Annotated in this window: 16 protein-coding genes and 9 pseudogenes; 4 read left to right on the plus strand and 21 right to left on the minus strand. The window is 47.8% G+C overall.

Going from position 1 to position 23,229, the window contains the following annotated elements; genetic code table 11:
- Positions 1 to 3 precede the first annotated feature (3 nt).
- Positions 4 to 192, minus strand: a pseudogene (locus tag AAYN39_RS03070) (hypothetical protein).
- A 35-nt stretch (positions 193 to 227) separates the two neighbouring features.
- On the opposite strand from AAYN39_RS03070, the pseudogene AAYN39_RS03075 reads away from it, so the two are divergent.
- Positions 228 to 361 (plus strand): annotated as a pseudogene (locus AAYN39_RS03075) (RNA-guided endonuclease TnpB family protein); the annotation flags it as partial.
- A gap of 601 nt (positions 362 to 962) precedes the next feature.
- On the opposite strand, the gene tioA reads toward AAYN39_RS03075, so the two are convergent.
- From tioA to tcfA, 6 genes are all read right to left on the minus strand, one after another.
- Complete coding sequence (gene tioA, locus AAYN39_RS03080; protein ID WP_000241754.1) at positions 963 to 1,580, minus strand: protein TioA; 618 nt, start codon at positions 1,578 to 1,580, stop codon at positions 963 to 965.
- Between the two features lie 139 nt (positions 1,581 to 1,719).
- Entirely contained in the window at positions 1,720 to 2,175 is a 456-nt protein-coding gene (locus AAYN39_RS03085; protein WP_000219490.1) for an Lrp/AsnC family transcriptional regulator, read from the minus strand.
- 132 nt (positions 2,176 to 2,307) lie between these two features.
- On the minus strand, positions 2,308 to 3,387 hold the full coding sequence (tcfD, locus tag AAYN39_RS03090; protein ID WP_000066477.1) for a fimbrial protein TcfD: 1,080 nt from the start codon (positions 3,385 to 3,387) through the stop codon (positions 2,308 to 2,310).
- A 22-nt stretch (positions 3,388 to 3,409) separates the two neighbouring features.
- Positions 3,410 to 6,097 (minus strand): fimbrial outer membrane usher protein TcfC, encoded by a 2,688-nt coding sequence (gene tcfC / locus AAYN39_RS03095; RefSeq protein ID WP_000092509.1) that lies wholly within the window; start codon positions 6,095 to 6,097, stop codon positions 3,410 to 3,412.
- 108 nt (positions 6,098 to 6,205) lie between these two features.
- Positions 6,206 to 6,781, minus strand: a complete 576-nt coding sequence (gene tcfB, locus AAYN39_RS03100) for a fimbrial protein TcfB (RefSeq protein ID WP_000287810.1) — start codon at positions 6,779 to 6,781, stop codon at positions 6,206 to 6,208.
- A 50-nt stretch (positions 6,782 to 6,831) separates the two neighbouring features.
- Positions 6,832 to 7,542, minus strand: coding sequence for a fimbrial chaperone TcfA (gene tcfA / locus AAYN39_RS03105; protein ID WP_001009503.1), 711 nt, complete (start codon positions 7,540 to 7,542; stop codon positions 6,832 to 6,834).
- A 1,034-nt stretch (positions 7,543 to 8,576) separates the two neighbouring features.
- Here tcfA and AAYN39_RS03110 point away from each other — a divergent pair.
- Positions 8,577 to 9,134: pseudogene (locus tag AAYN39_RS03110) on the plus strand (ATP-binding protein).
- A gap of 39 nt (positions 9,135 to 9,173) precedes the next feature.
- Here the strand turns inward: AAYN39_RS03110 and AAYN39_RS03115 are convergent.
- From AAYN39_RS03115 to AAYN39_RS03165, 11 genes and pseudogenes are all read right to left on the minus strand, one after another.
- Positions 9,174 to 9,360 (minus strand): annotated as a pseudogene (locus AAYN39_RS03115) (transposase); the annotation flags it as partial.
- Positions 9,361 to 9,449: 89 nt separating this feature from the next.
- Positions 9,450 to 9,560 (minus strand): annotated as a pseudogene (locus AAYN39_RS03120) (hypothetical protein); the annotation flags it as partial.
- Between the two features lie 119 nt (positions 9,561 to 9,679).
- Positions 9,680 to 10,626, minus strand: a pseudogene (locus AAYN39_RS03125) (LysR family transcriptional regulator).
- 491 nt (positions 10,627 to 11,117) lie between these two features.
- Positions 11,118 to 11,358: pseudogene (locus AAYN39_RS03130) on the minus strand (PerC family transcriptional regulator).
- A gap of 82 nt (positions 11,359 to 11,440) precedes the next feature.
- Positions 11,441 to 12,262 (minus strand): polysaccharide deacetylase family protein, encoded by an 822-nt coding sequence (locus AAYN39_RS03135; protein ID WP_000119384.1) that lies wholly within the window; start codon positions 12,260 to 12,262, stop codon positions 11,441 to 11,443.
- 407 nt (positions 12,263 to 12,669) lie between these two features.
- Positions 12,670 to 13,140: an AfaD family invasin gene (gene afaD / locus AAYN39_RS03140; RefSeq protein ID WP_000266939.1), complete on the minus strand. Its 471-nt coding sequence runs from the start codon at positions 13,138 to 13,140 to the stop codon at positions 12,670 to 12,672.
- Between the two features lie 21 nt (positions 13,141 to 13,161).
- On the minus strand, positions 13,162 to 15,672 hold the full coding sequence (locus tag AAYN39_RS03145; RefSeq protein WP_000669630.1) for a fimbrial biogenesis outer membrane usher protein: 2,511 nt from the start codon (positions 15,670 to 15,672) through the stop codon (positions 13,162 to 13,164).
- Positions 15,673 to 15,695: 23 nt separating this feature from the next.
- Complete coding sequence (safB, locus tag AAYN39_RS03150) at positions 15,696 to 16,436, minus strand: pili assembly chaperone SafB (protein WP_000691915.1); 741 nt, start codon at positions 16,434 to 16,436, stop codon at positions 15,696 to 15,698.
- A gap of 267 nt (positions 16,437 to 16,703) precedes the next feature.
- Positions 16,704 to 17,009 (minus strand): hypothetical protein, encoded by a 306-nt coding sequence (locus tag AAYN39_RS03155; protein WP_001766340.1) that lies wholly within the window; start codon positions 17,007 to 17,009, stop codon positions 16,704 to 16,706.
- A gap of 132 nt (positions 17,010 to 17,141) precedes the next feature.
- Entirely contained in the window at positions 17,142 to 17,636 is a 495-nt protein-coding gene (locus tag AAYN39_RS03160) for a lipoprotein (protein ID WP_000789625.1), read from the minus strand.
- 755 nt (positions 17,637 to 18,391) lie between these two features.
- Positions 18,392 to 19,096, minus strand: a pseudogene (locus AAYN39_RS03165) (integrase core domain-containing protein).
- A 52-nt stretch (positions 19,097 to 19,148) separates the two neighbouring features.
- Here AAYN39_RS03165 and AAYN39_RS03170 point away from each other — a divergent pair.
- Entirely contained in the window at positions 19,149 to 19,454 is a 306-nt protein-coding gene (locus tag AAYN39_RS03170; RefSeq protein WP_010989118.1) for a SymE family type I addiction module toxin, read from the plus strand.
- Between the two features lie 69 nt (positions 19,455 to 19,523).
- Here the strand turns inward: AAYN39_RS03170 and AAYN39_RS03175 are convergent, their stop codons facing one another.
- The 3 genes and pseudogenes from AAYN39_RS03175 to AAYN39_RS03185 form a co-directional block, all read right to left on the minus strand.
- Positions 19,524 to 19,967: an SMI1/KNR4 family protein gene (locus AAYN39_RS03175; RefSeq protein ID WP_000437847.1), complete on the minus strand. Its 444-nt coding sequence runs from the start codon at positions 19,965 to 19,967 to the stop codon at positions 19,524 to 19,526.
- Position 19,968: 1 nt separating this feature from the next.
- The gene (locus tag AAYN39_RS03180) at positions 19,969 to 20,229 is read right to left on the minus strand and encodes a deaminase domain-containing protein (protein WP_010989117.1); all 261 of its coding nucleotides are present in this window, start codon (positions 20,227 to 20,229) and stop codon (positions 19,969 to 19,971) included.
- A gap of 144 nt (positions 20,230 to 20,373) precedes the next feature.
- Positions 20,374 to 22,878, minus strand: a pseudogene (locus AAYN39_RS03185) (RHS repeat-associated core domain-containing protein); the annotation flags it as partial.
- Here AAYN39_RS03185 and AAYN39_RS03190 point away from each other — a divergent pair.
- Entirely contained in the window at positions 22,878 to 23,201 is a 324-nt protein-coding gene (locus AAYN39_RS03190) for a SymE family type I addiction module toxin (RefSeq protein WP_072073180.1), read from the plus strand. The pseudogene AAYN39_RS03185 and the gene AAYN39_RS03190 overlap by 1 nt on opposite strands.
- The last annotated feature ends 28 nt before the right edge of the window (positions 23,202 to 23,229 follow it).

Raw genomic sequence — 23,229 nt, forward strand, 5'->3', positions numbered from 1 at the left:
ACACTATCGGTAAAATAGCTGGTCCTGTGGGTTCCCGAAGGCGCAATGGAGGATATCAGTAATGAATACTCCTGCGCCTTCAGAAAATCGTTGAACAGGTGCAACCTGGCGCCATTTTTCAGTACACTGCAACGTTTCTGGTATGGGCTTAACTTCCGGCTACCCAAAAACAGTCCCGTCCTGTTGTATGATCTCTAAATGTGAATGGCACGATTATGCGAGATACTTACAAGTGTCTGGTATGAAGATATACTGCGAACGCCGATGTAAACGGCGCGCGTAACATTTTAGAGCGGGACACGCCGTGCTTGCCTGTGGAAGGAGCGTGCAGTCAGGCAGCCCGTTGGAGCAGGAACCCACGCCCTTCAGGACGTGGAGGATGTCAATGCACAAGAATTGGGGAATCTTTAGCAGAATTTATTATCTCTACAGTAGCATCTCTCTTGTTCCCGTCATAAATAACCCAATGCCTCCAGATCTGAAACCGCCTTCAGCATGAGCACTGGCTGCAAATAACACCAAATAAAATAATAATATAACAACTACCGAGACAAAAAACACCTCTCTAAAGTATTTAGAATTCATACAGTCAGCTCATTTAAATTTAACGTCACATGCAACCATGCATGCGTAAAACAAGAACCACACTCATATTAATAATGATTAGTAATGTGAGTGTGCGTATAACGAGATACAGATGTATATTCCTTAATGTAACGGAACATCATCAATGCAAATAGCAACCATCGATATATTAAACTAAAATAATACATCTAGTGCATATATAAACCATTCGTATGGTGGCTGTAATAAAATTGTTGATAAACGGTCATCCCCTAAACTTCCAGCCTCCCCACCGCACGAACAATGATGTTCTTTATATTTAATCGTAATAAAAAACAAAACAATAATTAAACAAAAAATAAATAAGATATTTTTGATTCAAATTTTCACTCCTTCTGTTATATACACCAAGTTTCATTTTTTTTATGATCCCGAAAGAAAAAACCGTCATATGACGATGGCCATTGCATTCCATACATGTAATCAACTTCGTTCTGGTACACGGCCCTCTGTTCTACATCATTTATATCCCCGACAAGAATCTTTTGGAACTTATGATAATGATAAACACTACTAATAAAATTAGGATCACGAGGCACTACGCAAGCCTGAAAAAAGAATCCAAGGTTTTTAATTTCACTGGAATAAGAATGTTTACCACAAAAATCAAACCAAACTTCCATACCATAATCTCTGCGACTCCTGATGTACTCGCTCAGAAATTTGTGGTTGTTATTAAAGTCAACAGAAACAGCAAATAACCCGACGCTATTTAATTTACTGATCCTTTCCATATGTATGAGCACAAATTCCCAGGGGATCCTGAGTATATATTTATTTAACCCATATTTATGGTTGAATAAATTAAATGACTTTTGTAACTCTTCAAAAAACATCAATGACTCAATTATGTGGTTTTCGCCTTTTTTCCAGAAGGGTTCAACGAAATAAATATCAGTAACATCATCTGTTTTAATGCGGTTTTTTGTTACATGCACGGGGTGATATTTAACCATGTGATATTCCGCTGTGTTATTCTGTGCCGCTTAATTTCACCACTGCTGATTAAAATCCTTGTTCAACAGCCGCAATCTGCCGTTGTTGTTCCGTAAGAAGGATAATAATGTATTAAATCAGTAAGTACACATCACACTTTCACACTGGCAGTTCGTTTGTTTCCTTTATTTGCTCAAGAACAAAGCTCGATGCAGATCCACTAATTGAAGAATTAGTTAATATTATTTTCTCATAAAAACTATAGTAATCGTTCATATCTGTAAATACTGTATGCATTAAATAATTAAATGATCCAGAAATTCGATAAAAGGCAATAACCTCAGGCATTGACTTTATTTTCTCAGAAATACTAGCGTATTGCTCCTCAGATATGTTAATCATAATAAAGACATTAAGTGAAAGACCTAGTTTTTCTTTATCCAATAAAGCGAACTGACCAATGATAACCCCCCTGTCTTTAAGTTTTTTTAAACGTTTGAAACATGGTGTGGGCGTAAGTCCCACTTTATATGCAAGTTGCCATAAAGTTTGTGCACAATCTTTTTGGATTTCTTTCAATAATTCTTTATCTTTATCATCTAAATACACAGTCATAGGAAAGCAGAACCTCACGCATTGATTTTCATAAGTGAATAGATTCTCTTTATTAAATAAAACAAGTATATAAAGAGAACTCTGATTTAAAAAACCATATAAGAAAGATATCAATAAAATAAATAATTACTGTCAGGGGGTTTGTGTTCCCATCAGCATTGTCACTGTCAGCGTTCCCTGATACTCACCAGAACGCTTCTCTCTGATGTTAAAGGGTTGTGTTGTCAGGGTAAGGGGCACTGGCACACAACGTACCGCCTGCCGTTGCCCGGGAAGTACCACCGGACGCGTTGCTGCTTTATCCACGTTATCCAGACTGAACTCCACGCCACGGGTGACAGGAATACTTCGTCCCCCATAATTCATACTGACCGCATAATCAATCGTATCAGCAGAATCGCTCTTTATAACCTGAAATCCCGTACCTGACTTATTGCTTCCTTCTATCTTCATCTGTAATGAACGGGCTTTCACACCTCCGTCATACAGACACATATCCAGATTAGCCCTGCCCGACATTTGTGAGGCATTCATCCGGTGAAGATTCAGGTCCACCCGGGGCGTTGCTGTACCAAATTGCGGAAAGTAAATAGCCGCATTTTCAGCAAAGTGGTCTGTTACATTCAGCGTGATATCTGTAGTTGATGTGCCTAAAGGATCGTCTCCGCCCCATTGTAAATAATCCAGGACTAACGTTGCTTTCCATGTTCCGCTTGTAGGTATCTTCGCAAGCTCTTCTGAAGGTATCCTAAGTTTCAGCGACCTACCCCATTGACATGCAGCAGCGTTCATGTTGATGACACCAGTATAACAGGCATCACGAACACTGCCGAGCAGTATGAGCGTGATTTCAGCATGGCTGATTTGTTCTCTGAAACGCAGACGAATTTTTGAATAAGCTCCAAAAGCATACCACCATACCAAATGTGTTTCTTCACACGCCCCCTCATTTTCATTCCTGTTTGAACGACATACCCATCCCCCCAACACATTTGCTACACTCCATTCTTGGGACCAGACAGGAGTGATGACCGCTACATTGTTCTTGTCGTAATTCAGGTCGACGGTAATCGCATCGGCGACTTGTGGCAGTGTAGCGCCAGCCATCAGCAGGATGGCAATTATCCTTGCTGGATAAACATATTTTCGGATGAAATTAATAATTGCTGACCAATGGGCTGTCATACTCGTCCACTTCATTTTATTACTCATAGTTAACGCCTTTATCTCTACGTCAGGCTTCCTGAACGGAATGGCGCAGCAAACCTGCCACGTTCAGCAAACGGATGACCCGCGGCGATATTTGCAACGCCTGTGGCAGGGCATCCACGTCACTTAATTCACACCGCACATCACCCACTACCTGCATAACATCCCGACGTTTATGTACTGACATCGGACAACGCAGGATCCTGTTTTTAGACAGCAGCCACAGGCTGGATTCTTTATGCTCGCTCTGCAGGCTAAATCGCCCGGAAGGTCCCAACGACAAAAATGGATAGTTCAGTGGCTGTGCGTCCAGCAGCGGTCTGCCATCCTTGTCCAGTACGCGGCCAACGTACAGTCGGCTCATACTGGCGCTGATGTTGTGAACCAGCAGATGCCCGGGTGTCAGGAAGTAACACCTGCTTCCCCCTCCCGCTTTTACGCCTGCCATACCCTGTGAACTAACCCCTGCATCCTCAATGGTCACCTCCGTGGCGTTATAGCCTTCCATCAGCAACAGCGACTGCTGACCAAAACCGAGACTGAACGGCTGGCTGCTGCCACGAACGCTGACTACTTTCCCGCTACTGCCCTCGTCCCCCTCTGACTCCACGTTCACCGCCATGCCAGAGGCCGGTTCACCGTCCTGACCACCTCCCCAGAACAGTCCATTACGGGATAACGCCAGAGACGAGCTGTAGCCAGCGGTGAGTGAACTGGCGCTGCCCGCATTACGTTGATGGGAGTTACTGATAGTGGCGCTCAGTTCACCCATACGGCCGCTCATGCGTCCGCCGAGACTCCCGCTCCAGCTGTCGTCGTTATAACCGGAGAAACCCACCGACAGTTCACGATACAGATCCTGCTGCCAGGATCTCACATGGTTCACATTCCAGGACGTCTGTGTTTTTTGATTCCGGCTACTGTGAATATCGGTCCCGGCTGAGGTATACCTATTACTGCCAGTCATTGTCGGTGGTTGAGAGGCATATGACACACTGACACTCATAAACAAGCCATCATCATTCATTCCGTCATTTCGGGTTCGCCATACTCCCCCATGGGTATTAATATTCATGCCAGCCATATTAAGGCTGTACGTTGCACTAGCCTGAGCAGATTCGCGGTGAGAGGCAGGGATGTATGCCTGTCGCCAGAACACATTTTCTTTGTCACTGTTATCATCATATCCCCGGTAAACCGGCCGACCTTCTGTCCTGCTGGTACTGTATCCCAGTAGGGCATACCAGTTCCCCACCGAAACCGACAGGGAGGCGTTCATCGAAGTCTGGCAGGTCATACTGGCATGCACTGACTGTGGATGACGACCACTACAGGCATCACTTTCCGTATGGTTACGCCACAGACTCGCGGAAAATCCGTCGTTGTATGTCACCTGCTCAGTGTTACCGCTCGTGCTGTCTGTCCCATGCAGTATCCCGGCAGAAAGGTCCAGCGTGCCATCCAGCACTGCATGCTGTGAATTCAGTCGGGTTTCACTGTACCAGGCCTCATGTGCCAGAGAGATACCTTCGGTCAGACTGATATTTTTCCGCAGCCCAGTTTGGAATCCGGCAGCCATGACAGTCTCACCGTCATAATGGCTGGCTTTATCCCCGGTATCTTCCAGCCCGCCCTGAATAAACCACTGGGTCTGTGCACTGAAGCTATTGCCCCCCTTACTGAAGGGCTGGGTCTCCGTTCGCCGCAGAATCCCATCCTCATACACCCGCAACGCCAGAGGATAGCTTCCCGGTGGAAGAGAATGAGTATCCAGGGTATGCATTCCCGGGGTCAGGAACTGACTCCCCAGCAACTCGCTGCCACGATAAATATCAATACGGGCATTTCGGGTAACCTGAACCATAACCGGAGTGGCATTATGGTCCACCTCATGGTTAACATAAGCTTGGGTGGTCCCGGTTCGTAATCCATCAAACCGGCTCAGGGGAAGCAGACTGAACCCAAAATCCCCCCCCGTGGCGCTGGACAGATTCCGCTGATCCATCCGACCAGCCTGGAGATAATACTGATTGCCGAGATCCTGACGGACAAACAGATTGTCAAACCAGGCCTGACTGTTATTGTAATGTTCTGACTGATTCCAGATAGCCGCCCAGTCGCCTCCCAGATAACGACCGTCACCAAGCCCCAGGGCACCGCTACCATTCAGTGTCATATTACGACTGTGGAGATCATCACTCAGATACAGCGTCTGGCGGTGAATAAATGCGCTGACACCCTCCGGGGTCGGAGTCAGCCAGCGTTTATCACGTCGTTCTTCATCCGGCAACCAGTCCCGGTTAAGAAACAAAGATAACTGAGCGTTGTTCTCATCAAAAATAACCGCAACATCCTCTTTATCTGTTGCCACGTAACCACACTCGCTGCTGTCTTTTGCTTCTGAGACACCACAGACCAGATTGCTGTTACGTAGCAACGGACGGCTGAGTGCAGCCAGCGCTTTTTGCCGTTCTGCGGCCGGCAACGCGGCAAGCCCACTGCTTTCAAGTACCATCAATGGGGACATGAACTGCACGGTGTCCGGTTTAACCACCACCGGAAATAATCCCAGTGAATGCCCTGGTAGCAACACTTCAATTTGCTCAGTCTGTCCTTCCAGCAGAGATTCAAATCCAGGAGGGGGAATAAGAGTTGCCTGGCTGGTAAAACTGCACAATCCCAGTAAATAATACATCCAGAAATAACGACTCACGTAAAGAGACCTGAATTGCAATGAATAATAAGATCAATACCGGATCCGGTTCAGGTACGAACGGTGCCCCCCCAAAACCGGATCAGATGAAGAGCTAATAACCAGTTATTAGCCGGCAGTGACAGCCTGTGAAATCACCAGACTGACCAATCCGCTGTATTCACCGGCAGGCAGGTTTTGTAAGGCTGCTCCAGCCTTCTGACCAATATCCAGGTTCAGCAGAGCTGAAGCATCGCCAGTTTTTCCGTCCGGGAACAGGGTTTTAGCTTCCAGTACAGAATTGGTGGTGGTCAGTGACCGTCCTCCCAGAGTCACTTCCATATCAATGGTTTTGGTGGGATCCAGGACGTTGATAAGTTGTGGAGCATTCAACAGTTTTACATTAACCGACTTGGTCTGATCGTTGCTGTAAAGGCGGGTCTGGAGTGATTTATGGACCAGGCCCTTACCCGGCATGAAATCCAGCTTCATAGTCGACGGGAGGGATGAACCATCGGCCTGCAGCAGTTCAAGTGTACTGTCAATATTGGCAGTGACGGTAATATCCTTCTGAACCGCAGAAACAGAAAAAGAATAAACGGTGGCCAATGCCACAGCTGCGGCAATAAAAGATGTTTTCATGTTCATAAAAAATAACCTTGCTTTGTTGTTTATTACAGTGATATATGTACACTCGGTATACATCCGCTCCCCCTGAGAATAAATGTAGGGTATAGCGTACGCTCCGTGTGTTTTTACTTTCCGGCTGCTGTTAAATCAGCAGAGATTACCGGTGAATTTGCACCCGTACGATATTCCACACGAAATGCATTACTTTTTATTCCGGCCGGAATATCAGCACTCCCGCCGGGATAAATACTTTTGCCTATATTCTGCCAGTGGCATGTGGTGTCGCAGTTGCCAGCCCGAATAAGAGAAAGCCGTGTGTTTCCCGTATTCAGCAGGTGGTGACCGTCCGTTACCAGCGCAGGCCTGGGGTCTGACGGAGAAACACGCAGCAACACCCCCCAGACAAGATTCACACTTACGGATGAATTTTGCTTTCCGCCTGCCTGTGGATCATCTTCCAGTTCAGGAACAGCCTCGAAGTATACCCGCCAGGCTTCCTCTCTTTCCGGTGCCTGAGTACTGATAACACGTATTGTTTTTTTTGTTCCCGGGGAAAGAGCAAATTTCTCCGGGGAGACAACAAGTCCTGTCTCTATATCATTCCCTGCTGGTACCTCCTTCTCCTGTGGCATACCGGGGTGTTCAATACGCATGATTCTTGTTCGAATATATTGCACATGATCTGATTTAGAATAGACGAACAGCGAGGTGGCCTCTTCGCGGCTACTATTAATTTCTGCCGCCATGGGATAAACGAGCATATTCGCCCTGGCATGACCACATGCAAACATAGCGACACAGAGAAACACCCCGGGAAGAGTATCTTTAAAATTCATACCAGATTTTACCGTATAAAAGTCATCTAAATTTTAGTATTAGCATAGACAGAAAGTTATCAGCATAAAGAAGCAAATTACGATTCAGTGTTAATACATTTTGTGTGGAGGGCATCATACGGAATAAAATTTTTCGCTCAATACCTCTGTTTTTTTCAGGAAAGAAAAAATTAGTAAATAAAAGTCCACGGATTTCATTCACCAAAAGCGAACGACAGATCTGTAAGAATCGCTGAACAATTAATAACGCCGCAGTAAAAATTTTGGAAATTCTTCATAAGAAAGTTGTTACTGTGTACCTGACTTACTCAGATAAATGGAACTGTATTTCCCCCTCCTTCAAAGCAACAAATACGTAACATAACAACGTAGGAGACAGAGAATCTAAAGAAAGCCCTCCAGGAGGGAGATACAATTCAGACTACAAAACCAAATAAACCTTAAACAAAGCCACAAATAGACTGATCATCATGAGGTTTTACAAAACCAGGTAAAAAAAAGTAAGCAAAGTAATTAATTTAGAAAACTAAAGTTACAGTTAGATCAGATTTACTTGCTCAATATCTGTTAAAAATATGATATCAGCAAACAAAAACTTATATACATCATATGGTTACGCTTGATGTTTACACCTCTCCAGCAAAGTGTAATCAATATAATACACTATTTTTAGATTAAATATTAGCTAAATATTCCACAAACAACAATATAAAACAGAACAACTCACCATGAAAATACAATTCACCTTTTAAAACATAATGTTATAAAAAATACCATTCAAATTGATGCCAGTCCCTTACCTGTCAATGTTGTTTACGGTTCCTTTCCCCCTTTTGTGCGAGTAAGCAACATGAATATACAAGTCTTAACGACCAATGCCTCTGTCAGCCCAAAATAAGTCGACATTCCTGTGCATGGCGCTGCAGCAGGAATAGAACGGCAGACATCAGCGCGGAATGGAATCCCGGCTGAAACAGGCTCGTCTGCCATGAGTCAAAACGCTGGAGCAGTTCGACTTCAGCTTCCAGCCAGGCATCGATCGTAAGGTCGTCCGGGAGTTGGCCGGTCTGGCGTTCGTGGAGCGCTGCGAGAATGTGATCCTGCTGGGGCCCCCGGAGTGGAGAAAACCCACCTGGCCGCTGCCCCCGGTGTGAAAGCGGCAGATGTGGGCCATCGGGTGTTGTTCATGCCGCAGGACAGGTTGGTAGACGCTGATGAAAGCGAAGCTGGAAAACCGCCTGGAGCGCCAGCTACAACAACTGAGCTATGCGCGGGGGCTGATCCTGGACGAAATAGGTTACCTGCCAATGACCAGTGAGGAAGCCAGTCTGTTCTTCCGACTGCTGAACCGACGGTATGAAAAAGCGAGCATTATCCTGACGTCAAACAAAGGCTTCGCAGACTGGGGAGAGATGTTCGGTGATAACGTGCTGGCAACAGCGATCCTGGATCGGCTACTGCATCACTCAACCACACTGAATATCAAAGGAGAAAGTTACCAACTGAAGGAAAAACGCAAAGTCGGGGCGCTGACCAAAAGCGCAACGCCAATCAGTGAAGATGAAATGGCGGAAAGCGGACAGCAGAAGTGATCAAACAGCGGATATTAAAAATAGCGAAAAACGACCATAAATCCTGGCGTTGACATCCTCAAGATTTAATATCAGAAGCTTCCATGCCGCCGTATCCAGACTTCCAGTTGTCCCTGGTGGCTTCAGAAATACCGGCCTCCCGGTAGACATCTTTAACAGTCCGTCCGGATTCAACTGATCTAATCACAGCGATGATCTGGTGCGCAGTAATACGGGCTTTACGCACAGCGATCTCCTGCGTTGGCAGATTGATTATGCCGGATGATCTCTAAATGTGAATGGCTCGATTATGCGGGATACTTACAGTGCAACCTAGCGCCATTTTTCAGTACACTGCAACGTTTCTGGCATGGGCTTAACTTCCGGCTGCCCAAAAACAGCCCCGTCCTGTTTCCGGGTATTATCATTTCCGTCAGTCGGCATCATGTTTTGTATTGGGCATCGTCAAAAGACGACTGGCCGGCCAGTCGCATATCTCGATGCCTCAATTCAGTCATCATCATGTGGGTTTAAGTCAGGAACGTGTCAAAACCATTCCAAACGAGTTAATCATCATTCAGAAAATCAATTTGTGGGCGATTATTCCATTTATCTTCAATAAAAGACAGAAAGCGTTGAAATAAAGGAGAATAATACTGACGATGACGCCATACAAGATAAATGGGGAGATCTGGAACTCTCCATTCAGGAAGTATAATTTCAAGTTCATTATTTTTTAAGTATTTAGTGGCAAGCCAGGCCGGAGTCATGAGGTTGATACCCTTCCCTTCTAAAACCAAATTAAGAACACTCAAAAGATTATTGGAAGATAAATGAACATTAACAGCGCCACTAATAGTGTATGATTCCTCTTGACGGAAAAGAGTAAGAGGTCCGGAAAGACCATGGTTGTGAAGACCCACAATAATGTGATTTTCCAAATCGCCAGGATGTGAGATCCTGCCATATTTCTGATATATTTCGGACTTGCACAAAGAACCAACTTTAAAGGGCTTATCTTTCGATACACGAGATCCTCACTTTCGATTATGCCACTTTTAAAAACCAGCTCATCAAACTCCAGGGATTTACTAAAAAAATCGCTACGCTCTCGTGAATCCAGGTAGATTTTTGTATCCGGATAGCTAGCTGTAAATTCCCATATCCACTTATTGGCAAGAAACTCACAGACAATAGCCGGAGCCGAAAATTTTATACTCCCTCTGATAATTTTATCCGGATTTCGCAATTCATCCAGCAAGGACTGAAAGGAAGATGTTATCCTTTTCATGCTTGCATAGGCTGTCTGACCAGCTCCAGTCAGCTCTAAGTGATGTGAATCGCGCCGAAGTAAAGTAACCTCAATAGAATTCTCAAGGCGACTAAGCGATTTACTGACAGCAGAAATGCTAATATCTAATTCCCGCGCAGCCCGGGAAAGATTCCCTACTTCCGCCACTTTAATAAATATCATCCAATCTCGCATACCACGATTATTGATCAGTTCCATCATTATCTTCCGTTGATAAAAGAAATTCTTATATTAAAGGAGCTATCAACGACTTACTGATGCGTCATTGTGTGCCTCAATGTCCTTGATATCATCATAATAAAAAACCTATTGGCTGCAAAATAGCATCTGAATCGATCATGATTTTGCATCCATCTCCGGTTACTAATTGAACCTGTTTACCACTCAGTGTAAATACCCTATCTCAGAAGCGATCGTCAAGGTTGTCGCCGAACCAGATCTCAATAATAAAGTGGTTCATTGTCATGCGCCCGTTCTGCAAAGGCATTCTCCTTTTCTGTGACGCAGTCTGGAGCGCATTAATTGTATCGTTCACCTAACAAAGTATCCCGTGGAAACAAGCAAAACATCGCCAGATTATTCTTACTTGAGTCCCCCACCCGGCTCGACATTATTTGTGAAAGCGGAGGAAACAGAACAGACGGTTTAAATAAGACGCTTACTCAAAACATAAACCTATGTGCAGGCTCCTCTCATTTCGTCACGTCGCTGATATCCAGCTTTACTGGTGCCAGGGGAAGATATCTGCGCAAGGCAATAATTCCGGCGCAACAACAACCACTCCCGCTGGGCCTCTGTACATTCAAAATCGCCCATGACCAAAAGCCAGCGGGTAGAAGCCCTGCGCCAGTGACCTGCTGCCTCCAGATTCTGCGCAACCGGGTCTATCACGGCTTCCGGTGTTATCTTATTTCTGCTCAAAATCAGCACCATCATTTGGGATATAGCCTACAACCCCTGCCCGCCGATGATGGGGGAGGATTCGGTATGCAGCACTTTCATCCTGGTCTCCGGCTCAGTCAGCTATCCGACGTGCCCCCTTATGCCGGGCCAGCAGCGAAGAAAATCCGGGCGTGGTGTGATAAAACAGGCGACGTTTCAGCCAGCCCACATTCTTTCGCTCCTTTGTGTTGATACGACCAATACGCTGTGAACCGATGACTGGATTGTTCATACGCCTTTCTGTGGTATACAGGTATGTGAACCCCAGCTCTTCAGCCACATGAATATAATCAGAACAATACCAGCCCTCAGGCCAGCACAGATGCTGACTGCAGTAACCCAGCATCTCCCTCATCCGCTTACGACTAAGAAGAATATCGACACGAAGCAAATCCGACGGATTACGGGACACAGGCTTCTGGTCCCAGCGTCGGTGGGTGTGCGTGTGCGAATGAAACTCAACAAGGCCACTGAGGTGCATCTCCCGGACCTCTGACCAGCGCAGCATGACCTCATCAACCCGGCCTTGTTTAACCAGCATCTGACACTCATCATGAGAGTACACCGGTTCGCCTGCAGGAATACGAACCGGTCCGTCACTGATCAAACTGGTCACAAGAAAGAGATGCGCATGCAGATTAAACTCCTGCAGCACCGGAAAAACCTGCAACCAGTTATCCAGCCAGCCGCCATCAAAAGTCAGCATGACGCTTTTACGAGGCAATCTTGCACCATGATAAAAAGCTTCCACCGCTGCAGCAGTAACGGTTTTCCAGCCAGATTCAGCCAGCCATTTCATCTGCGCCCGGAACGTACGGGGAGATAAGGTTATCTGTCCGGGTTTATCACTGACATGGTGATACATTAATACCGGTAAATGTCGTGCATAAGACATATGCTTTATTCCTTTATGTAAAAAATAAATTATTTTTACGCCTGAGGGGACAAGAAAAAGCCCCCTAAACATAAAATCTTAAATATCACATATGAATACCTGACAGATAAACAAACCTTATACTAAGGGCTTATAAAGCCCCGCTCACAAAAGAGTGAATCAAACAAATCCACAAAACAGAAAATAATAAAGGCATCAGTGTCCGTTAAATTATTTTACGAAACATAATATTCCTCTCCCTACAAAAAAAGATGAATTTCAGATTTTAAAATCAATCAGCAATTGATTTTTCTGCAATGAAGATTGCTAACCATATTTGCCTTGAGTAAATTTTCAATACATCCTCGAACCTGATATACAGTATTCGCCTTATTCACTGATACAGGAAGTATGAGTGGAACAGACGGCTACGTATCCTCCTGCGCCAATGCACAGGCCTTAAAATCCAGCGTCCAGGTGTCCGCAGGCACTTCCTGATTGCCATCAACGACCACACTGAAACTGGCGTTATCTGCAGCGGTTCTTAAAATGGCGCCACGACCACTCACCGTATCTGGTTGCCACCCCTCGCCCTCCAGGCGAACCTGAATGTGATGGCGAGGATCCTGTTGCCCGCTCAGCAGCAATACGGTAGGCGTGTTACCCGCCTTTTGCTCATCGCTCCATACCCGAAACCCGCTGTGACTGCCGTGATAAGTCACCCAGCCTTGCGCAAGCACCATCCCATCTGGCACATGCCCGGCCCGAAAGTAAGTACCTACACGTAGCGTTGTCTGAAGTTTTTCTGCGGCGTTCGCTATCGGCACCAAGCTACTGGCAGCGACCAGTAAGCTTACGCTATAGATAACCGTTTTCACTCGCTGTATTTTCATCCACATTATTCTCTCCTTCAGAATCGGCTATCTGCAGAGACCGCTCATTTGATACAAGCCCGCGATTCCCTTGTGGGCAGGTAGGTGGTAGTTAACCCGACATTGCTGTGCTCCCCATTTCACCGTCAGTTCGCCCTTATCCGCCAGACCAGTGAGATAAACCTGGCTATCAGTATCCACCAGATCAGCGCTGCCATCCTGCCCATTGACTATAACCTGCGCCCCGAAAGGAATGGCGCTACCATCTTCCCGTTTCAGCGTCATCAGTGCCCTGGCCCCGATGCGAGTGTGAAACTTCGCTTCCACCACCGCCCCTTCGGTTGGCACCACGCGCACATCGGTTTGTGTGACCTCTGCGTCATCCGGTAGTTGCGACGGATCGAGGCTGACTGTATTCTCCTGATAGACGCTCAGGTTGCCCACTGTGGTGTCGCCACGAAAATCCGTCTTAACGCCAGGCCAGGGGCCAACTGGCACCCCCGAGGCCCCTGGCGCTTCAACCAGCGCCACTGAGCCTTGCAAAGGTTGCCCCAGCGTCACACCATGATGGTGGATAACTATACCTCCCGCGATATTGACTCCCATCTGGCGCATCGCCCGGCTGTAGCTATAGTCACCACCTAACAGGCCGTAAGCCCCATTCCATGCCAAGTGCAATGCGCTGTTATTACCACCACCTGGCGGGGCATCGGCACGGTAACTCTGACGCACCTCCCAATCCAGTTGCTGACTGAATGCCTCTCCGTTGACCCCCACTTGTTGCGTCTGACCACCGTGTGATGGTGAAGTCATCTGCCAACTAGCACTTACATTATTCCCCGTCCAGCGGCTTAATGGCATACTGAACCACAGGCTGGTTATGTTCTCTTTACGGTGCCCGCCATTGCGCCACAGCGTTCTGTTTTGATTCCAGTTCAATGACAGCGAGCCCCCTCCGATAGAGGTTCCCCAACTCAGTCCGTAGCTGTCATCATGACCGGGGCGATTACGCCAGTCGGTACGGGAACCGATTAAACTCAGATTGCCCAAATGCCTCCCCCATGACTGACTCAACATCAGGGTGGTACGTGAGCTCGGCTGCAAATTTTCCCGCCACGACCATAGACGGTTGCCATTATGTCGATAACTGTCGAGCACATCGGATAGGGTGTTATAGCCCTGCGAGGCATATTGCCATCTCGTCAGAAACAAATTTGTCCCCGTCGCAGTCAGCTGGTTGCTGTAACGCAGTCGCCAGGAGGCTCCTTGCTGTACCGCTTCCCCCTGACGCTGACTGTGTGTGTCGCTTCCATCGACAGATAAACTCCCCCACCGCCCGAGAGATCCTCCCAAACCAAGCGATGCAGCTTGATAGTGCGTTGCACTCTGTATACCGCCATATGCAGTGAGATTCCACGGCAGACCATACATCAACGTAGCCTGCGCGATCTGCGCCTTATCCGTTGCAGAGTCTGACGATCGGTATCGGCCCGCCAACAGGCTGTACTTCAAATATCCCTGGTGCAGTGCTATCGCCGGGGTCTGATACGGCACCACAAACATTTGTGTACTGCCATCGGCCTCCCACACGGTGACATGCAGATCACCACTACTGTCTGTTACCGACAGATCCCGCAGTGCAAACGGTCCGGGCGCCACGGTGGTGTTGTAAATGGTGTAACCATTCTGTTTGACCTCCACCCGAGCCTGCGTGCGGGCAATCCCACGCACTACCGGAGCAAACTGCCGCTCACTGTAGGGCACCATGTTGTCATCCGATGCCAACATCACACCGGTAAATGGCACACTATCAAATATCTCCCCCTGCGAAGTCTTTTGCCCCAGAGTCAGACGACTTTTTAGTGAGTACAGTCCACGCTCAGCATAGGTATATGCTGCCTGCCACTTCCCCGACAGTTGACTACTCCGCTGCCAGCTGGTCGCATTGCGGACACGCCACGCACCTATATTGATTCCCGGTTGCAGTTGTACCCAGGAAGAGTTGTCACGCCCCACCATATCCATTTTGTAATCCGTCTGCGTTGTCCTCGCACTGTAGTTCATCAGAAACGCCGGAATACCATCATCCCAAAGATCTTCTGGAGCGATCCCCTTAAATTCCGGACGCAACGCCAACTGCGGAATACTCAGTTGCAGTTGCTGATTATTGATATCCAGTACCGCTTTAGCCTGTGGAATGGCGGTCAGATCCGCACACTCATCTGGGGTCTTTGCTGCTTTCCACAACTGAGGGTAATCTTCCGTTTTTACGCCGTAGCGTGAAAGCTGACTGACCGTCAAACAAGAAGCCAGAAAAGGCGTTCCTTGCCCATCCTTTTCTAATTTGAACACCACATCACGGGTGTCGACACGTTTACCATTCACCATTACGTCCACTCGATAAGTCCCTGGCTGTTGTACCCCCTGGTTAAAGAGCGACATATCAACCCCTTTCGCTGCATCGCCCAACATTGATGCATCGAATGTGTAAGTGTGCGCATTTGCGCAGTGAACCACTCCCGCGATAAACAGTAGCAAGGCAGGTTGTTTGAACTTCATATTCTGCCGCTAAGCCCCTGGATTTATTTAAGGACGTAGTGGAACGGATGACTTTCACCACCAAAGTCAGTAATAACTCTCCACTCGACATCACCATGGGCACTACCTGGCATATTTAGTGTTTTGTCAGCAAAAGGGGGGATATACTCAAGCCCTGTAATGGGCTTTCCCCCTACTGTGACGGAGGCTAAATTCATGTAAAACGGGGTGGGGTTCTCCACCTTAAGTTTGTTGCCCGCCTCCACCCATCTTAAATTTCCTGCAACATCTTCCGGCGTCCCCTTCACGGCATCCGGGCGGAAAATCAGCTTATCACAGACGTTGATGGACAAATTGAGGTCAAGGGTCGCGCCCTTAGCCTGTGTATCCGACGGTTCATTTTCGGGTGGTACCGCCTTTACACAGACCCACTGTAAAGTCTCACGATCCGTTGGCATGTCACCACCAGTACGGACAATACGCAGTTGACTCTGCTGGTTCGCTTCTAAACGAAATAGAGGCGGCATCACCAAAAAAGGAGCAGGCGAACTTTTGTCTGCTGCTTTGACTGAAGACTGAACCAAAATAGGGTAATTCTGCGGGTTGCTCACCGAGAGCGTGGCTCCAACTGTACCAGCGTGATAAATCACCCGTGTAGCCCCCAGCTTCACGCTGAATGATTTAGTGTTTAAACTTAATTTCTGCTCAGCGGCATACACTGGAGGAGTTATAGAATTAGAGACGAATAAAACAGCCGCCATTACACCAAAACTAATAATTTTCATATTACAAGTTATAAAAAAATGTATGACTTGATATTTATTGCGCTTTAATAAAGCGCAATAAAAGTTGTTTACTATTAAGCTTGATACTCCGCTATGTGTATCGTCACTGGATAAGTATCAGCCTTTACCGTTTGTGATCCAGACAATTTCACAGCGACTTTGTCTGTCATGTTATATATCCACCACTTATGCGAAGCACCATCCACTAATGAACCTTTTGAGCCACAGGCTACCCCCCCAAAGGTAATTTTAATGGTATTACCACTTTTACCAATTACCGTCCACACATCGCTGTCGTTGCCCACTGTTTTCAGGTTTAGAATAATCTCCCGTTACCACGTATTGTTTGCTCGAACCGCTTGCCGAAAGTATAGCAATAGCCTCATCACCCTTATGAGGCCCTGCCACCAAGCCAGACACTGGAGTAAGCTGTGCTTGTAGTTGTCCAGGATTGCTGAAGTTTACATCCGCCGACACGCCAGTGCTTGTATTCGGCACGAGCGAGCCAGCATAACAACTAGCAGCCATAATGCTCAATGCGCTTGCGATAATTAAATCTTTTATGTTTTTCATCGGAAATCCACCTTTTCAAAATCCCCCAGCACATCAAGAATGAATAATGTCATACCAAAATTCACCGTACAGAAAAGCCTGTGGCTGGGAATACTTTAAGACTTAATAATACTTAATAGAAGTTGCTTACTATTAAGCTTGATATGCCGCTATGTTTACAGTCATTGGGAAGACATCAGCTGGGACATTCTGATCTCCAGCTAGTTTAACACCAAGTTTGTCGTTAATATCATATATGATCCACTGATGCCCATTGTAATTTACATTCCCCTTTGGTGAGGTTGTCTCACCATAGAAGTACACTTTGATTCCTTTGCCAGTATTTTTACCATATAAAGTCCATGTATCGCCATTCATGACATTCTTTGCCTTAAAATCCGCTGCGATCGCGAATTGTTTAGCAGCAACAGAACTAACTGCAATAGTCGCAATCTCCGTATTAGACTTAATCACCCCAGCCTTTAAGCCCGCCACTGGAGCAAATGTTACGCTCAACTGCTGGGGAGAGGCAAAGCCAATATCCACTGAACTTTGTTGCTCTGAGCCCACCACGATTGAACCAGCATAACAACTAGCAGTTATCATGCTCAACACGCTTGCGATAATTAATTTTTTTATGTTTTTCATTGAAAAAATACCTCTTTAAAACTAAGTTAAAATCGCACGTCCAGAATGTTATGATGTCATAACAAATTTTACCATATGGGAAAATCCCTGGCTGGTAATAACAACTTGTACTTATTGGTATTTGTTACCAATTCAAACAAGTAATGTCATAAAAATCTATATATCAGAGCACCTCTTAATCTGAAAAAAATTGCGTTATTGCCAATATAACCAGCATTGATGTTAACATCGTATTGTCAGGGTGGAATAGAATGCCAGTCAAAAAGCAATTATACCTTCCATTTACATTCAAGTGATAACATTACAATGAAACCCACCACACTGGGTGTGGGAAACTTATCTTCGAAGAGAGGATAATTATCAGGCATCGTTGCAACATTGTTTATATTTAAACATACATCTCCTAACTCGACGGTAAGATTATTAGTTAACTTTTCCTCGCAGGGAAGATCTTTAATGGAAAATCTTGTTTTCCGAAACGGAAAAGCAATTATAACGCTCCAACGAGAGTCTCAACACTAAGAGCTGACTGACACAGGCCAGACTGATTATACAGGCATGAAAAAGCTCTCCCCTTCCTTTCAGTTCTTGCTGGATTATGCAAACGTCGCACCACCTCCCCGTGAACATGGCACATTAATTTGAAGCAACTCTCATCCGGTATCGCTTTTCAGTGCAGCGAAATTCATCGCAGGTGCCCCTGTAAATAGACCCGTTTTAGTTCCATGCATTTTTAAGATTCCGGCCAGATAACGTTATTGGCGGTATTCCTCCGGTATCATATTGTTCCGCGATTCATGTGGACGTTCGCAGTTATATTCTGATAACCCTTTATCCGTAATTTCCCGCACCTCATTCAGCGTTCTGAACAGATAAGAATTGAGTATTTCTGTACGGTATGTCCGGTTAAAACGCTCGATGAAAACGTTTTTCTTCGGCTTACCCGGCTGGATAAACGCCAGCTTTACTACATGTTTCTTTGCCCATTCAGCCAGTGCCAGCGAGATAAATTCCGGTCCCTTATCCATACGCAGCATGGCCGGATAACCGAGGTTGCTGTAATCCTGTCGAGTACACGGACCACTCGCAGAGCTGGCAGATTCAGATCGATTTCAATCGACAACGCTTCACGATTACAGTCATCAACAACATTGAACGTGCGAAAACGACGCCCATAAACCAGCTCTGGTTCAGCGCTTCCGGCGTGACCAGTGGCGAGGGATTGCGTACCGGCAGCCGTTGTTTACCCTTACGGCGAAAATTCAGCTTGAGCAGACAGTAAATACGGTGGAGCCTTTTGTGATTCCACGCGTATCCCTGCCGCCGTATCCAGACCTCCAGTTATCCCTGGTGGCTTCAGAAATACCGGCCTCCCGGTAGACATCTTTAACAGTCCGTCCGGATTCGACTGATCTAATCACAACGATGATCTGGTGCGCAGTAATACGGGCTTTACGCATAGCGATCTCCTGCGTTGGCAGATTGATTATGTCGGATGATCTCTAAATGTGAATGGCTCGATTATGCGGGATACTTACATACTCACGCGTTGAGAGACTTTCAGTTCGTTTGTACGGTGAATGGATGCCGCAGGCGGGGTTTATTAACGGGATGCCCGTCAAGGTGCGGGTAATGAGGGATTGCATCGTGATCACGCCGCAGCATACCCGCGGACTCTTTGTCTGTATTGAAGGGATGGGCGTGACTTTTATTAATCAAAAGAAGGTGAAAGCGTGGCTAAAAACCTTTCCGGGGGCGCTGAACGATACCGGGGATATTCCGGTGATTAAGCGGAGCAGGCTCGAAGGCGGGATTTGACAGGGGGTTAAATAATAAAAAAGCCGGGAAGAGTTAATTTCTTTCCCGGCTTTATTAACACCTAATGTATTACTGGTATCTATTATACAATTCTATTTCAGCCAGAACATATTCACTGAAAACATATTTAGTTTTCTTTATCTCCTTCCCTTCTGTATAGCAATATACAGAAGGGTCATCATCTCTTTCAATAAAAAACAACGCAGAATATCCTTGATGCAATAAAAAAGAATACATTCCATCTGGAATGCTTATATTATTTTCTTGCATCAACTCAACTGTATACTTATTTATATCATTTATATCTTTAAAAAGAAGATCAGTCCCTTCCTTAAAGTCACCAGATTCGACACCCAAAAGAGATAAAAATAATTTATAAGACTTTGGTAATTCTCCATAGTTTTCTTCCAGATACAGTATATCCTCTGTAGAACACCCCTTGACAGTCATGTTTTTTGACGTTATCGATGCAATTAACTTCTTAATTTCAATCAAAAAAGCTCGCTGTTCCATATTACCCTCCCCATGTCACATTAACTTCAATATTAGGATACATTGCTTTGAATTGAGTTATAACCTCTGAACATGAGGGGCATACTTTTAATTCCGAGTATAGATCAATACGACCTTTTGCCGTTGTTGGAAATTTATTGGCTATATGTTCAAATATTTTAACTTCAGAATCGAAAGCCCTGTCATGCCCCACTTCGAAGGTAGTGAACTTTCGACTTCCGTCTGCTGGAGTATGTAAAAATGGTGAATTATTCGTATTCATGCCACTAAGTGCATCAGCCGTTCCTGTTTGACCATTAATATTATAATTGGATGTTGCAATATTTCGTTTTCCACCTACCTAGCCAGTGCTTCTATAATTCCTGGCCCTTTCTGCCGGAGAACCTTTACCAGCAAATTTTTTACATAAACCTAGCGGATCTATATAACTTAGCGGATTAGGCGCATATTGGTAGAGGTTTATTCCACCCGCTAACCCTATCGGATCGCCCGATATAAACTTCCCGATATCCGGATCATAAAATCTGTACAAATTGTAATGCAGCCCCGTTTCCCTGTCCAGATATTGCCCCTGGAAACGCAGGTTCTGCTGTACGGGCCGGGTTTCTTTTTCATGCGTCAGGTTCCCCCATACCTGATAGCCCGCTTCCCAGACAATATTGCCCCCGCCGTCCGTCATCTCCTCCGGCGCGCCGTTTACGTCCGTATGGTAATACAGCACCTCATCCGCTTCGCCCGGCGCCGCCCTGTCCACCCGCGCCAGCGGCTCGTGGCTCCCCCGGTCGCTGTAGATATACAGGCTGCTGCTTCTTCCCAGCCTGCACTCCTGTGCCAGCCGCATTCCGTCCCATAAAAACGTCGTCCGGTTATACGGCTTTCCTTCCGCGTCCAGCTCGTGCTTCTCCACCCGCCTGCCCGGCGCGTCGTACACGTACCCGTAACGCCGTACGGTGCCCCCCCGGGTGACCGCCACTTCCGTCAGCCGGTGCTCCGCGTCCCAGCGGTAGTGCTGCGTGCCGTTGCGGCCCCGCTTTTCCACCACCCGGCCATATTCATCGTAACGGTAATGCAGCCCGCGATATGACGTTATCCGGTTGAACGGCACCACGCTGCCTGCACCCGCCTGCGCGGTCTCTCCCTGCCGCCTGTCCAGCAGGTTCGCCGCCGCGTCGTACTGCCAGCTGTCCAGGTATGCCTCATTCCGGCACGCCGTGATGCGCCCCGTCGTGTCGTAAAAATAATCCGTCACCCCCTGCCGGCTGTGCCGCTTTTTCAGCAGCTCATCCTGGCCGCTGTACGCATATTCCCGGTCAATAAACGTCTCCGGCACCACACCGCGCATTCCTTTACAGGTCAGTTTCCGCGTTAACCGGCCCGTCCGGTCGTACATCCGCCGCATGTCCAGCCGCCCCTGGCTCCGCTGCACCTCACGGTGCAGGTGGTCGCGCGTGAACTCGCTGATGACATCACGCCCCAGGTTGATTTGCTGGAGATGTCCGCTCCCGTAGTACAGGTACCGCAGCGTCCGCCCGTCCGGCATCTGCGTTTCTGTGCGGTTGCCCTGAACATCGTACCGGTGCTGCAGCACGCCCTGCGCCGTCTCCTCGCTCAGCAGGTTACCCGCACTGTCGTAGCTGAACCGGATAACTTCCGGCTCTCCGCCTTCCGCCGCATCATGCCGCCTGCGGCGGATTTCCAGCAGACGGTCCGCCGCGTCGTACCGGTATTCCGTGCGCGTCTCCGGCGTGATTTTCGCCGTCAGCCTCCCCGCCGCATCACGCTCCAGACCGTGGCGGATTTCTCCCCCGCGCTCCCCGCCGTATATCACTGCCGTCACCGCATTCAGCGCGTTATACCCGTATGCCCGGCGGCTGCCGCCGGGGTCCGTCTGTTCCGTCACCCGGTCCAGAACATCGTACCGGAACCGGTAGCTTTCCCCGTTCTCGTTCGTGAGCGTGGTCAGCCGCCCGTAAGCGTCGTACTCATACGCCGTCCTGCGACCCGTCGCATCCGTCTGCCTGCGCACCCGCCCCTGGCCGTCCCGCTGCCAGCGTGTTATTTGCCCCGCCGGGCTCGTATATTTCACCAGCCGTCCCGCCGCATCCGGCTGGTAACGCTCCGTACGCCCGTCCGCGAACATGACCTCCGTCAGATGTCCGTTGCCGTCATAGCTGTAACGCGTACTGTTACTCTCCGCGTCCGTCACCCTTTCCAGCCGCGTGCGTTCATCATAAAACCATGCCGTCTGCGAGCCAGAACAGTCCGTGTGGCGCATAAGCTGTCCGTCTTCGTTCCACTGCAGGTATTTATCTCCGCCCCGCGCGTCGGTTATCCGCACCACCTGGCCGTGCCGGTCATACCCGTATACCGTGCGCTGGTGCAGCGGGTCGCTGACCGCCTGCAGGTTGCCCCGCTCATCATACTCATAACGCCACGCCACCCCCGCGGCATCCACCTCCGTTTCCGGCTGGTGCCACACCGGGTGCCACTGCGTCTGCTCAACCCGGCCCAGCGGGTCATGCGTCTCCGTCAGGTGGCCGAGACGGTCATAGACATAACGCCATTTGCCACCCTGCGCGTCCGTCATCCCCAGCAGTAACCGCTCTTCATCGCTCCAGCGGAAAGTGGTCATCTGCCCGGCCTCGTCCCGGTACGCCGTCACCAGGCCCTGCGCATCCCACCAGTGGCAGCGCGTACGCCCCATGCTATCCGTCACGCACAGCGAACGTTCTGCCAGATTCCAGTCCAGACGGTACTGCTCGCCGCTGTCCGTATGATGGCCCGTCACCCGCCACGCCGCATCGTCCGGGCCTTCAAACCACGCCCAGGTGTAGTAATACCGTTCGCCGCCCGGCTCCCGGTGCATCGTCATGCAGTCGTTGTCGTCGTACGCAAACTCGCGCTGATACTGTGCCGGATTTTACCCACTGTGAGTTCTATTCACGGGTTGAGGGACGTTCAGTTCGTTTATGCGGTGAATGGATGCCGCAGGCCGGGTTTATTAACGGAGTGCCCGTTAAAATTCGGGTGATGAAAGACTGCATCGTGATCACGCTGCAAAATACCCGTGAACTGTTGGGCTGTATTGAAGGGATGGGCGTGACCTATATCAACCAGCGAAACGTTAAAGCATGGCTGAAAGATTTTCCCGGTGCGCTGAATGACACCGGGGATATTCCGGTGATGAGTCGGGATCTTCAGTGTATTACTACCAATTGCCGGTTTGCTCACTAACAACAGAAAAAACAACATCGCGGTCATC

Origin of the sequence: Salmonella sp. K21076 (assembly GCF_039650795.1) — a bacterium.
Lineage (GTDB): Bacteria > Pseudomonadota > Gammaproteobacteria > Enterobacterales > Enterobacteriaceae > Salmonella > Salmonella enterica.